The sequence below is a fragment of the Streptomyces thermovulgaris genome, from assembly GCF_002155915.1.
GTDB lineage: Bacteria > Actinomycetota > Actinomycetes > Streptomycetales > Streptomycetaceae > Streptomyces > Streptomyces thermovulgaris.
Window position 1 is genome coordinate 1 of record NZ_MUME01000257.1, and the last position, 12909, is coordinate 12909.

General features: G+C 71.6%; 7 protein-coding genes and 1 pseudogene. 5 read left to right on the plus strand and 3 right to left on the minus strand.

Features of this window, described 5'->3' with window-relative positions; translation table 11 throughout:
* The 3 genes from CCN35_RS19860 to CCN35_RS19870 all read left to right on the plus strand — a co-directional run.
* On the plus strand, positions 1–1023 hold a 1023-nt coding region (locus tag CCN35_RS19860; protein ID WP_107501069.1), incomplete at its 5' end, for a Shedu anti-phage system protein SduA domain-containing protein.
* Positions 1020–1343, plus strand: coding sequence for a hypothetical protein (locus CCN35_RS19865; protein ID WP_086793774.1), 324 nt, complete (start codon positions 1020–1022; stop codon positions 1341–1343). The genes CCN35_RS19860 and CCN35_RS19865, both read left to right, overlap by 4 nt.
* Positions 1344–1762: 419 nt before the next feature.
* On the plus strand, positions 1763–2338 hold the full coding sequence (locus CCN35_RS19870; protein WP_067391695.1) for a hypothetical protein: 576 nt from the start codon (positions 1763–1765) through the stop codon (positions 2336–2338).
* 37 nt (positions 2339–2375) lie between these two features.
* Here CCN35_RS19870 and CCN35_RS19875 read toward each other — a convergent pair whose 3' ends face one another.
* From CCN35_RS19875 to CCN35_RS19885, 3 genes are all read right to left on the minus strand, one after another.
* Entirely contained in the window at positions 2376–3920 is a 1545-nt protein-coding gene (locus tag CCN35_RS19875) for an alpha/beta hydrolase (protein WP_086793775.1), read from the minus strand.
* Positions 3921–4138: 218 nt separating this feature from the next.
* Positions 4139–5707, minus strand: coding sequence for an alpha/beta hydrolase (locus CCN35_RS19880; protein ID WP_086793776.1), 1569 nt, complete (start codon positions 5705–5707; stop codon positions 4139–4141).
* Between the two features lie 123 nt (positions 5708–5830).
* Positions 5831–8647: a lysylphosphatidylglycerol synthase domain-containing protein gene (locus tag CCN35_RS19885; protein ID WP_067391686.1), complete on the minus strand. Its 2817-nt coding sequence runs from the start codon at positions 8645–8647 to the stop codon at positions 5831–5833.
* A 177-nt stretch (positions 8648–8824) separates the two neighbouring features.
* Between CCN35_RS19885 and CCN35_RS19890 the strand changes: the two genes are divergently transcribed.
* Both CCN35_RS19890 and CCN35_RS19895 read left to right on the plus strand, forming a co-directional pair.
* Positions 8825–9229: an MGMT family protein gene (locus CCN35_RS19890; RefSeq protein WP_385882155.1), complete on the plus strand. Its 405-nt coding sequence runs from the start codon at positions 8825–8827 to the stop codon at positions 9227–9229.
* 434 nt (positions 9230–9663) lie between these two features.
* Positions 9664–12902, plus strand: a pseudogene (locus CCN35_RS19895) (ATP-dependent helicase).
* Positions 12903–12909: the final 7 nt, after the last annotated feature.

Consider the following 12909-nt stretch of genomic DNA (forward strand, 5'->3'; position numbering starts at 1 on the left):
TTTACGGGACAGCCCTTAGCTCAGCGCTTCCAGAGGTTCGCCGGCTACGCAGGTGGCGAGCTTTACCTCGATATTGTTGAGAATTACTACGACGTGAAGGCGCGGCAGCGGAGCGAGGAGTTCATGCGGCGAATGGCTGCCCTGGGTGCCAATCGTGCCGTGTCCGTCCTGGAGGCATTACACGCAGAGAAGCCCAATGCGAGTGTCACAGATGCCCTTGCTCTCTTCCGTGGCATCGCCCGATCCACCGACCATCTGGGTATCGGGGATGGTGAGGGCGGAATCCAACTGTCCGTCAAGGACCTCAAGCGCCTCCAAGAATTCGGGTATATGGAAATTATCCTTCGGGATCTGCCTCGGCCAGCCTCTGCTGAGGCCGCCCGTATCATGAGCGAGTTCCTGGAAGATGCGGACGCTGGAATGCTGGCCCAGTTGCTGGAACTGCGGGCTAGACGGGCGGGCCTCGCCTCCCTGCGTGCTGCAGTGAATCGTCCCGAGAGTTCGGAGAGTGACCTCCATGCCTGTCTGAAGAATCAGGAGTGGATCTTCGGTGGTGCCTTTGTGGCTGAGCTGGCACGCCGCCAGTACACCCTGGACACCATTCTCGATATTCCGCTGCTGCGAGGAGACGGCTCCTTGCATGTGGTGGAACTCAAGCGCGCCAACATCAAGAAACTGGTTATCCGGTCCAGCGGCCACCTCATGCTGGGCGCCCCGGTCCACCGTGCGGTCTCGCAGACGCAGAACTACCTGCGGACCTTGGATGAAGGCCGTGAATCCATACTTGCCCAGTACGGGATCGACACGCGCAGAGCCTCCGCGACTGTCGTGATCGGGCATCCGCAGTACATAAGCGGGGGGATCACACCCCAGCAGGTTGCGGACACGCTGCGAACCTACAACACGCATATGGCACGTATAGAAGTGATCACTTACGAGACCTTGCTGGAGTCTGCGGAGCGGATGCTTGCACTTTCGTCTGCTGGGCAGACCTCCGGTCATATTGAGGGAGGCACGGTATGAACGACGACTCTCCCGCAATTGAGTCGCTTCTGGCGAGACTTTGCGGTGGTGATATTAGTGACAAAGACTATGTCGGCTACTTTGTGAACGAGCATGGTGAGGAACTCGTCTTCGCCCAGCGATGGGGTGAGAAAACCGCCCGGCTCTGGCACAGTGACGCGGACTGGGAGATGGTCCGGGTCGGTGATCATTCAATACGGCTCGACGGAGTCCTGGAAGGGATGATCACTGTGGCCGACCTGATCATCGACCGCTCTGAGGCGACATGGCTGTCCTCATGTCTAGCAGCCTCCCGTCATCTGCGCCCGAGACGCACCTGAAGCGTTCGGAAATGGGTTCAGATGTTTATTGGATTCAGTAGATGCCTGCATACCGGTACGTTCCAAGTCCAGCGCCCCGGCAGCCAGTTCGCGTGCCTTCTGGGTTACGACGGCCGGGCGGGTTTCCTGCGTGGCAGCGATGCGCGCTGATCGTTCCGCGTCGAGGCCCACTGGCCCCGCCTCTCTTGTTCATGTGATCCGCTCCCCGGTCCGAGCGGCAGAGCGGCGCGGGCTCGGTGAAGCCCTCGCGGCCGAGGGCAAGCCGCTCCGGCGGGGGCGTTCCTGCCGGAGGGCGCCTCGGCGGGGGCTGGTGCCGCACGGGGCCGTGAAGGACGGCTCACCGGCCAGGCGTTCCAGATGGTCGCCGGTCGAGATCGGCAAGGGCGGCCCTGTCGCCGGCGGGTTCTGTCGTCGGCGCCGTGGGCGATTACGTCCAGACTGTCGTCGACCTCGATGCCACGCCGGCCGAGGCCCCGGCGCTCGCGGAACGCGCTCTTGACCGGCTCGTGCGGGAGGGGATCGTGCGCGCCGGGCGGACCGACTGCGTGCTCGGAGCGCCGTTGGGAAATCCGCCCGAAGAGCACTGGGCGAAGGCCGTTGCCGAGCCGGACCGGGAGCCGGCGGACGGCCTCGATGCGGAGATCGGGCGCACGGTCTTCCACGGCGGACAGGGCGGCGCCCACTACGCGGTCTGCCCGCAGTACGACGAGCGGACCTGCTTCTGCACCGAGACCTGGAAGGAGATCGAAGGCGCCGACGAGCCGTTCTTCGCTGCCATCCGCACCTGGGACGCGACCGGAGAGGCGACCGTCACATGCCCGCACTGCGCGTCGGCCTCCGACCTCCGCGCCTGGAAGTGGGCCGACGACTACTACGCGTTCGCCCATCTGGGCCTCGAGTGCTGGAACTGGCCCGATTTCGCGCCCCGGTTCCTGGACGACTTCGCCCAGGTGCTCGGCGGTCACCGGGCGGTGCGCATCCGGGGAAAGCTCTGAGCGGCGGAAGGAGCACCGCAGGCGGCCCCGGTCGTCGTCATGAGCAGACCTTGCCGTCCTTCGGCACCGTGCCGTGCAGCAGGTATGCGTTCACCGTCGAGTCCACGCAGTCGCTGCCGCTGCCGTAGGCCCCGTGGCCCTGGCCCTTCCAGGTGAGCACCACACCGACGCCCTTGCCGAGTTCGTCGGCCATCCGCCGGGCGCCCTCGTAGGGGGTGGCCGGGTCGCCGGTGTTGCCGATCAGCAGGATCGGTGCCGCACCCGGTGCGCTGACCGGTGGTGTGTCGTGCTGGCCGGGCACCGGCCAGGCGTGGCACCAGCCGGCCGTGTCCCAGGCCATGAAGGGGCCGAACACGGGTGAGATCCTCTTGAACTCGGGCAGCAGCTTCCGTGCCTGCTCCGGGGTCGGCCGCTGCTTGGCGTCCAGGCACGATATGGCCCGCTGCGAGTGGGTCGTCGTGCCGTAACGGCCCGACTTGTCCCGTTCGTTGTAGGCGTCGGCGAAGGCCAGCAGTGCGGAGCCGTCCCCCCGCTCCGCCGCCGACAGGGCGAGAGTCAGGGCCGGCCAGCTGCTCTCGCTGTAGAGCGCCAGGGCGATGCCGGTGAACGCCAGTGTCTGCGTCAGCTTCCGCCCGGAGGAGGTGGGCAGCGGCTCGGCGTCCAGACGCTCCAACAGGGCGGCGATCTTGCGCGAGCCCTGCTCGGGATCCTGTCCGGTCGACTTCAGATAGCCGTTCAACGCCCGCTGGAAGCCGCGGGCCTGGTTCCGTGCATGGCCCACCGAGTCCGCGGTGGGGTCGACCACCGCGTCCAGGACCAGCCGTCCCACGCGCCGGGGGAACAGATGGGCGTACACCCCGCCGAGTTCGGTGCCGTAGGAGAAGCCGAAGTAGTGCAGCTTGGAGTCGCCGAGGACCTGGCGCATCAGGTCCAGGTCGCGGGCGGTGTCGGTCGTGGAGACATGTGCGAGGAGCTTGCCCGCGGCCTTCTTGCAGCCCTGGCCGAAGTCGGCCGCGTCCTGGAAGTAGGCCCGCTCCTCGGCCGGGGTGTCCGGTGTCGTGTCGACCGTCTCGGCGGCCTGGATCCGCCGGTCGCTGCGGCAGCGGATGCCCTTGCTCCGGCCGACCCCGCGCGGGTCCCAGCTCACCAGGTCGTAGCGCTGCCGCAGGGCGCCGACCACGGAGCCGTACGACGGCATCGTGTCCACGCCGGAGCCGCCGGGCCCGCCGAAGTTGAAGATCAGCGAGCCGATGCGCCTGCCGGTGGCCCGGGCGCGGATGAGGGCGAGGTCGATGGTCTCCCCGTCCGGCCGGGACCAGTCCAGGGGCACCTCGAGCGTCGCGCACTGCCAGTCGCCGCCCGGTGCGGGGGAGCCGGCGGCGGCCTTGCAGCGGCCCCAGTCGAGCCGCTGGGAGGTGAGCGAGGAGGGCAGTCCGGACGCCGGTGCGGTGGCCGACGGTGCCGGTGCCGGGGCGGACCGTCCCTTTCCCTCGTCCCGGCCGGCGCCGGACGGCCCTCCACTGCATCCGGCCAGCAGCACCGCGGCGGCCAGCGCGGCCGCCCACTGCGTCAGACGTGACACGTGACGTCCCCCCTCACGGGCTCCCGCGGATCGGCCGCGGGAGCGGTCACGTCATGGTAGGCGGATCCCGTCGCACCCCGTGCGGGCCTGTGGACAACCTTCCGGCCTGCCGCATCCGCGCGGAACCGGATCCCCGTCGGGCGGTGCGGGGCCGTGGCCGTCCGGACGGACCCGGGGACGGGCTTTCCGGGACGGACTGCGGGCGTCGGGCCGTTCCCTCAGGAGCAGACCGTTCCGTCCGCGGGCGGCTTCCCGTCCAGGAGATAGCTGTTGACCGCGTTCTGGACGCAGGGGTCCTTGCTGCTGTACGCGCCGTGGCCCTGGCCCTTCCAGGTGAGCTGGACGGCGACGCCCTTGCCCAGGGCCTGCGCCATCCTCTTCATGCCCTGGTACGGGGTGGCCGGGTCGCCGGTGTTGCCGATCAGCAGGATCGGTGCCGCGCCGGGGGCGCTCACCTCGGTGCGGTCGCCGGCTCCGGGCACCGGCCAGCCGGTGCAGTTGAGGATGCTCCAGGCCAGGAAGTCGCCGAACACCGGAGAGGCGGCCCGGAACGCGGGCAGTGCCCGCTCCACGTCGGCAGGGGTGTACCGCTGCCTCTGGTCGGCGCAGTTGACGGCGGTGTTCGCGGCGACGAGGTTGTCGTACGTGCCGTTCTCGTCACGGCCGTTCAGGGCGTCCGACAGCAGCATGAGGATCTGGCCGTCGCCGGCGTACGCCTGGCGCAGCCCCTCGGTGAGGGCGGGCCACAGGTCCTTGGAGTACAGGGCCTGGGCGATGCCGGTGGTCGCGGCGCTCTGGGTCAGCCGGCGCGGGAAGATGCCGGGGATCGGGTTGCCGTCGAGCTTTTCGAGCAGGGCGGCGATGCGGTTCTGGACGTCCTGTGCGCTGCTGCCGATCGGGCACTGGTCGGCGCCCCTCGACACGCAGTCCTTCGCGAAGTTGTCCAGGGCCGTCTGGAAGCCCTTGGCCTGGCTGAGCGAAACCTGCTCGGGGCTCTGCGTGGGGTCGACGACCGCGTCGAAGACGGCGCGGCCCACGTGCCGGGGGAACAGGTGGGCGTACACCCCGCCGAGTTCGGTGCCGTAGGAGATCCCGAAGTAGTGCAGCTTGGAGTCGCCGAGGACCTGGCGCATCAGGTCCAGGTCGCGGGCCGCGTCGGTGGTGCGCATGTGGGGGAGGAGCCTGCCGGAGTTCTTCTCGCAGGCGGCGTTGAACTGCTTGGTGCTGTTCAGGAGCGTGGTGCGCTCGGCGGCGTCGTCCGGGGTGGAGTCCTGCTGGAAGTACCGGTCGAGCCAGGCGTCGCTCTCGCACTTCACGGCCGTGCTGCGGCCCACCCCGCGCGGATCGAAGCTCACCAGGTCGTAGCGGGTGGCGAGCTTGGCGTAGTCCTGGGCGATCAGCGGCAGGGTGTCGGTGCCGGAGCCGCCCGGTCCGCCGAAGTTGAAGATCAGCGAGCCGATCCGCCTGCCGGGCCCGGTGGCCTTCGCCCGGATCAGCGCGATGTCGATCGTGTCGCCGTCGGGCCTGCTCCAGTCCAGCGGCGCCTTCATGGTGGCGCACTGCCAAGTGCCGCCGTTCGGCGGCGGGGAGGGCGTCGGGCCGCCCTCGGACGCGGACGGTGCCGGGCAGTCCTTCCAGGTCAGCTTCTGGGCGGCCAGGCTTCCGCCCGTCGTGCCCCCGCCCGCGGCGTCCGCACCCGTCGTACCGCCGCAGCCCGCCGTCAGGGCGGTCAGCAGGGCAGCGGTCACGGTCAGGGAGGCGGCACGCGGTCCGCGGGGATTCCGCATGGTCTCATCCTCGCGCCGTCGGCCGGTCCGCGCGCGGGCCGAAGACCGTTCGGGGGAGGGGCGGTTCCCCGAAGGGCGGCTCCGGGAAGGCGGCCCCGCAAAGGGCCCCTGCGCGAAGGGCCCCTACAGAGCGTCCTTGCGTGTCAGGTGGTTGAAGGCCAGCCAGCCGGGCAGGACCGGCAGCCACAGGGTCAGCAGCCTGAACAGCAGCACCGCCGGTGCGGCCACCTCCTTGGGCAGACCCACGGCGATCAGACCGACCGTGAGGGTCGCCTCGACCGCGCCCACACCGCCCGGCGTGGGGGCGGCCGAGCCGAGCGCGTTGCCGGCGAGGAAGACGACGGCGACGCTGGCGATGCTGATCGAGGTCGTCCCGTCGCCGAACGCCCGGATCGAGGCGGCCAGGCACATCACGAAGCAGAAGGTCAGCAGCAGCATGCCGCCGATGCCGGTGACGAGCTTCTGCGGCCGCTGCAGCACGTCCAGCATGCGCGGCACGACCCCCGCGAACAGGGAGCGCACGCGGGTGACGACGAACTTCCGCAGGAACGGCACCGAGGTGACCACCAGCACGAGCACCGCGACCGTCAGCAGCCCCGCGATGACCGTCCGGGACGGCGACAGCGACGGCGTCTTCTCGGTCCCGGTCAGATAGCCGAAGGACAGCAGCAGCAGGATGTGGCAGCCCAGCCCGAACAGCTGCGAGGCACCGACACTGGCCACCGCCAGCCCGGGGCGTACGCCCGCACGCTGCAGGAAACGGGTGTTGAGGGCCACCCCGCCGACCGCGGCCGGTGCCACGATCTTCACGAACGATCCGGCGACCTGCGCGGCCACGGTCCGCACGAACGGCACCCGCTCGGGCACGAAGCCCAGCAGCGCCATGGCCGCCGCGACATAGCTGAGCGCCGAGAACAGCACCGCCGCCGCCACCCAGCCCCACTGGGCGTTCGCGAAGAGCGTGCCGAACTCGATGTGGGTGAGCTGCGACAGCAGGTAGTACGCGCCGATGGCGCCCGCGATGAAGCTGATCAGGGTGCGCGGCCGCACCCGTTCCAGCCGGGCGGGCTCGACCGGTGCCTGCGGCCTGATCCGCAGCACCTGGTGACGGATCTGGGTGAGCAGGTCGTCCTCGCGGGCCTCCTCCAGGGCCTCGTCGATGGCCCGCTTCTCCGCCCGCGCCTCCGCCCGCTCGGTCTTCTTGTCCTTCCGGTCCGGCTTCCCGGGGCCGGCCTCCGCGGCGGACTGCTCCAGCCGGGCCAGCCTGCTCTGCCGGGACGCCGCCAGGACGGCCTCCCGCTCCCGCTGCGCCCGCTCCCGGGCCAGCCGGCGCAGGGTCGCGCGCGTGCAGCGCGTCAGCGCGATGGGCTGCAGCATGGGCAGGCAGTCGGCGACCGCGTCGGGCCCGAGGACGCCGACCGCGGAGGCCACGGCGCGCTCCGCGCCCACCCTCAGACCGAGCGTCGTCAGCAGCTGGGCGATGTCCATGCGCAGCAGCAGATCACCGGCCGCGATCTCGCCGCCGCGCAGATCGGTGAGGAACACCCTGCCGGAACGATCCACCAGAATCGCGTCACCGGCCAGCCTGCCGTGCGCGATGCGCCGTGACTGCAGCGCCCGCACCTGTTGCCAGGTGCGGCGCAGCAGGGTGTCGGTGATCTCCTCGTCCGCCAGCGAGTCGAGCGTACGCCCGTCGATGTGCTCGTAGACGAGCATCACGGCGTCGGGGCCCAGCTCGGAGGTCGCGATCAGCTTGGGCGCGTTGGCGCCGGCCGCGATGGCCGCGTAGGCGAGCAGGGCCTCCTGCTCCAGGGCCTGGCGCAGCGACTGCAGGCTGCTGCGGGTGGTGAAACCGCGCAGTGTGAGGTTGCGCCACAGACGGTAGAAGAAGCCGTGCGCCTGCTGCTCGCGGTCGACGACCGTGACGTCCAGCGGGGGGCCGTCCTTCAGGGTGACGAAGTAGCGCCGGCCGCGGTCGCCGTTGTCGGCGCTCTCCGCCGTGTCCACGCGGGCCGCGCTCACCGGGTGGAAGCCGACGGTCCGCAGCCCCGCCACCAGGGTCCGCCCCGTGGGACGGACGTTCGGCGAGCCGACCGCGTACAGGGTGCCGTAGGCGATGGTCCAGCCGATCAGCACCGTGAGGATGATCGAGAACGGTGTGGTGTAGCCGGTGACCAGCATCGAGAAGGCGTCGAGCAGCAGCACGATCCACAGCACCGCACGCCAGCGCGGCCGCCGGGACATGCCCACGGCTGTCATGTATGCGATGACAGGGGCGAGATAGCCGTGCACCGGATCGGTCAGCGAGTGCAGGTCGCCGGGGGAGGGCTGGGTGAGCGCCTCCTGGATGGAGCTGGGGGCGCTCTCGGCGACCCACAGATCGGTGGCGAGCGTCACTCCGTGGGCGAGGACCGCCGCGAGCACGCCGTCGGCGATCCGCAGCCCGTCCCGTTTGATCAGCCGTTCGATCGCGAACGCGACCGGAACCAGCAGGATCGCGATGCTGGACGCCAGGCCGGCGATCTTGATCAGCAGGTCGGGTGCCTGACCGGTGCCCTTGTTGATGTCCTGTTCGAGACCCGAGGTGGTGCCATGGGCGAACGCGGCGATCGCCAGCAGCACCACGATGGCGAGCACGCCCACCAGCAGCCGCATCAGGTCCGAGGGACGGTGCACGCGCGCGGGGAGCAGCGGTTCGTCGCCCTCCAGTTCGTCGATGTGGGCCACGTCCCTGTTCTCGGCGGGCTTCCTGTCCGCCTTCTCCGCCTTCCCTGTTGTTTTCGCCTTCTGCGTCTTACAGGTCTTCTGTTCTTTCTGCTCCTTTTTTGGCCTTTCTTCCGAGCTGTCCCTCTTCGGGTCGTTCGTGTCCCCGGTGCCCGGGCGCGACGAAGCCCCAGAGGTGCCCTCCACGCCGTCGGGGTGCACACCCTGTTGCTTCATGCTCTCTTCTCGGTCTCGTATCACCGGTCACCGCCCGCACGATGGTGGCATGTCCCACCGACACACGAAGGCGGCAGGGTGCATGTGCGGGGCGCACAGTCTGCCGGAAGCTCCCCCCGAGAGCGAGAGCACGCCCCCGCGTCCGGGCGCCTTCCGCTGTCGGCGGGGTGGGGCAGGATGAGGCGGATGAGCACAGCGAGCCCCTCGAACGACGGCCGTCCGGAACGCCCCGGACACGCCGACGCGCTGCCCGAGTACGCCGAGCGGGTCCTCGAGGTCGTCGACCTGATACCGCCGGGACGCGTCATGACCTACGGGGACGTCGCCGAATGGCTCCAGGAGGGCGGCCCCCGCCAGGTGGGCCGGGTGATGGCCCTCTACGGCGGAGCCGTCGCGTGGTGGCGGGTCGTCCGCGCGGACGGCGTTCTGCTCCCGGGCCACGAGCTGCGTGCCCTCGCCCACTACCGTGCCGAGGGCACGCCCCTGAAGGAGGCGGGCAGGGCGGCCGAGGGGCATCTGCCGCGCCTCGACATGCGGCGGGCCCGGTGGGACGGCGGTGAACATGCGCAGGGTCACACCTGACAGCTTCCGCCATTCGAGGGACCGGCGAGGACCCCATGGTCCGTACGGGTGAATCGGGACACGTGTACGCGATGTCGTACGTTCGTGAACCGAGGGACACACGTGACGGCTGCGCACAGGGAGGAGCACGGGAAGAGAGGGAAGCCCTTCCTTCCCGCCCGTCCCCGGTGCGGCGCCGGCTGCGTGCGTCCTCCTCACCCCTCGGCCACCGCTTCCCCCGTCGGCCCGCGCGTCCCCGCGACGACGGTGCCGCGCGTCGGCCGTGACAGACCCCCGCACATCCACCAGGACCGGCGAACCACGTGAGCTCCTCTTCCTCCACCAGACGCCTGCCGCACCCCCAGGCACGCCAGGAGAACCGCGGCGCCTACCGGCTGGTGCGTACCCCGCCTCTCAGACCGGACCCCCCTCTTCTGGACGCCGCCCAGCGCGCCGTGGTTGACCACGAGACCGGACCGTTGCTCGTCCTCGCGGGTCCGGGCACCGGCAAGACCACCACCCTGGTGGAGTCCGTGGCCGCGCGGATCGCCCGCGGCGGGGACCCCGAACGGATCCTGGTGCTGACGTTCAGCCGCAAGGCCGCCGTCGACCTGCGTGACCGCATGGCGCTGCGCACCGGCGCGGCCCGCGCCCCGCAGGCGACCACCTTCCACTCGTTCTGCTACGCCCTGGTCCGCGCCCACCAGGACAGCGACCTGTTCGTCGAGCCGCTGCGGCTGCTGTCCGGGCCCGAGCAGGACGTGACCGTCCGCGAGCTCCTGGCGGGCCAGATCGACCTGGAGCGCCTGGGCCTGGGCACGGTGCGCTGGCCGGACGAACTGCGCGCCTGCCTGACCACCCGCGGCTTCGCCGACGAGGTCCGCGCGGTCCTCGCCCGCAGCCGCGAGCTGGGCCTCGACCCCGGGCACCTGGCGGCCTTCGCGCGCCGCATCGGCCGCCCCGACTGGCAGGCGGCGGCCGCCTTCCTCGCCGAGTACCTCGACGTGCTCGATCTGCGGGGGGTCCTCGACTACGCCGAACTCGTCCACCGCGCGGTGCTCCTCGCCCGCCGCCCCGAGGTCGCCGAACAGCTCGCCGCGCGGTACGACGCGGTCTACGTCGACGAGTACCAGGACACCGACCCGGCCCAGGTGCGGCTGCTGCGCGCGCTCGCCGGGGACGGCCGCACCCTGCTCGCCTTCGGCGACCCCGATCAGTCGATCTACGCCTTCCGGGGCGCGGACGTGAACGGCATCCTCGAGTTCCCGCGGACCTTCCCGTGCGCGGACGGCAGCCCGGCCCCCATACAGGTCCTGCGCACCTCCTACCGCTCCGGCGCCGCGCTGCTCGCCGCGACCCGTCTGCTGACCCGGCGGATGCCGCTCACCCGCCTCCCCGCCGAGCAGGTCCGCGCCCACCGCGAGCCGGCCCCGGTGCGCGCCGGCGGCCGTGTCGAGGTCTACACGTACCCGACACCGGGCACCGAGGTGGACAACATCGCCGACATCCTGCGCCGGGCCCACCTGGAGGACGGTGTCCCCTGGAGCGAGATGGCCGTCCTGGTCCGCGCCGGTGCGCGCACCATCCCGGTCCTGCGCCGCGCCCTGACGGCCGCCGGGGTGCCCCTGGACGTCGACGGGGACGACGTGCCGCTGCGCCACGAACCGGCGGTGGCCCCCCTGCTGACGGCGCTGCGGGCGGTGGCGACCGCGGAAGCGGCACGGCGCGGCGCGGCGAAGGCGGCCGACGGGGAACCGGAAGGGCGCCCCGGGGAGCGGTCCGCGGAGCAGCCCGGGGGACAGGCCGAGGAACGGGCCGGGGGACGGTCCGGGGAGCGGTCCGAGGAGGACGCCTGCTGGCTGGACACCGAAACCGCGCTCACCCTCCTCACCTCGCCGCTGGCCGGCATGGACGCCGCCGACCTGCGCCGCCTGGGCCGTGCGCTGCGCGAGGAGGAACGCGCCGCCGGCAACCCCCTGCCCCCGCCCTCGGACGAACTGCTCGCCCGGGCCCTGGCCGAACCCGAACGCCTGGTCGCGCACGACCCCACGTACGCGCGTGGCGCCCAGCGTCTCGGCGCGCTGCTCAGAAAGGCCCGCGCGCGCCTGGCGAACGGCGGTACGGCCGAGGAGGCGCTGTGGGACCTGTGGGAGGGCACCCCGTGGCCCGCCCGCCTGGAACGGGCCGCCCGGCGCGGCGGCGCCGCGGGACGCAACGCCGACCGCGACCTGGACGCGGTGTGCGCGCTGTTCGCGACCGCCGCCCGCGCCGAGGAGCGCACCGGGGGCCTGGGCGCCCTGAACTTCCTGGAGGAGATCGAGGCCGAGGACATCGCCGCCGACACCCTCACCCGGCGCGCCGTACGCCCCGACGCGGTGCGCCTGATGACGGCGCACCGCGCCAAGGGCCTGCAGTGGCGCCTGGTCGTGATCGCCGGCGTCCAGGAGGGGCTGTGGCCGGACCTGCGGCGCCGCGGCTCCCTGCTGGAGGCGGACCGCATCGGCCGCGACGGACTCGCCCCGCCGCTCACCCCGGGGGCACTGCTGGCGGAGGAGCGCCGCCTGTTCTACGTCGCCGCCACACGCGCGTGCGAACGTCTCGTCGTCACCGCCGTGAAGGCCCCCGCGGACGACGGCGACCAGCCCTCCCGCTTCCTCGCCGAACTCGGGGTAGAGGCCAGGGACGTCACCGGCCGTCCGCGCCGCCCGCTGTCCGTGGCGGCGCTGGTCGCCGAACTGCGGGCCACGACCGTCGACCCGCGTGCCTCCGCCGCCCTGAGACGGGCCGCCGCGCACCGGCTGGCCCGGCTCGCCGCGCTCGCCGACGACGAGGGCCGGCCGCTGGTGCCCTCGGCCCACCCCTACCGCTGGTGGGGCATGGCCGACCCGACCGAGAACAAGGTGCCGCTGCGCAGCCGCGACCAGCCCGTCGTCCTGTCCGGCAGCGCCCTGGACCAGCTCGCCAACACCTGCGCCCTGCAGTGGTTCCTCAGCCGCGAGGTCAGGGCCGACCCTCCCGCGAGCGCCGCCCAGGGCTTCGGCAACGTGGTGCACGTGCTCGCCGACGAGGTCGCCTCCGGACGCACCCCCGCCGACCTCGAGGTCCTCATGGAACGCCTGGAGACGGTGTGGAACGCGCTCGCCTTCGACGCGCCGTGGAAGTCGGAGCAGGAGAAGGAGAACGCGCGCACGGCACTCGAACGCTTCCTGAGATGGCACGTCCTGGACCGCTCCGGCCGCACTCCCGTGGCCGGCGAGCACGCCTTCGACGTGACCCTGGAAGCGGGCGACCACCAGGTGCGCATCCGCGGCTCCATGGACCGTGTGGAGACCGACGGCGCGGGGCGCGCCTACGTCGTCGACTTCAAGACCGGCAAGCAGGCCCCCACCGCGGCGGAGGTGGCCCGCCATCCCCAGCTGGCCGTCTACCAGCTCGCCGNNCACGCCCCGAGCCGGGCGGCGCCGAACTCGTCCAGCTGCGCCAGGGGGCGGCCAAGCGGGACGGCGGCGACGGCCTGCCCAAGGTGCAGACCCAGGGGCCGCTGGAGGGGGAGTGGATCGGCGAGCTGCTGGCCACCGCCGCCGGAAAGGTCCTCGACGAACGCTTCACCCCGACGGCCGGGCAGCACTGCGCGCACTGCGCGTTCCGCGCCTCGTGCAGCGCACGGCCGGAGGGACGCCACGTCGTCGAGTGAGCCGCCG

Excerpts from the sequence above, each read along its gene's own strand:
- CCN35_RS19885 (WP_067391686.1), bottom strand. The coding sequence starts at position 8,647 with ATGAAGCAACAGGGTGTGCACCCCGACGGCGTGGAGGGCACCTCTGGG.
- CCN35_RS19865 (WP_086793774.1), top strand. The coding sequence starts at position 1,020 with ATGAACGACGACTCTCCCGCAATTGAGTCGCTTCTGGCGAGACTTTGC.
- CCN35_RS19880 (WP_086793776.1), bottom strand. The coding sequence starts at position 5,707 with ATGCGGAATCCCCGCGGACCGCGTGCCGCCTCCCTGACCGTGACCGCT.
- CCN35_RS19890 (WP_385882155.1), top strand. The coding sequence starts at position 8,825 with ATGAGGCGGATGAGCACAGCGAGCCCCTCGAACGACGGCCGTCCGGAA.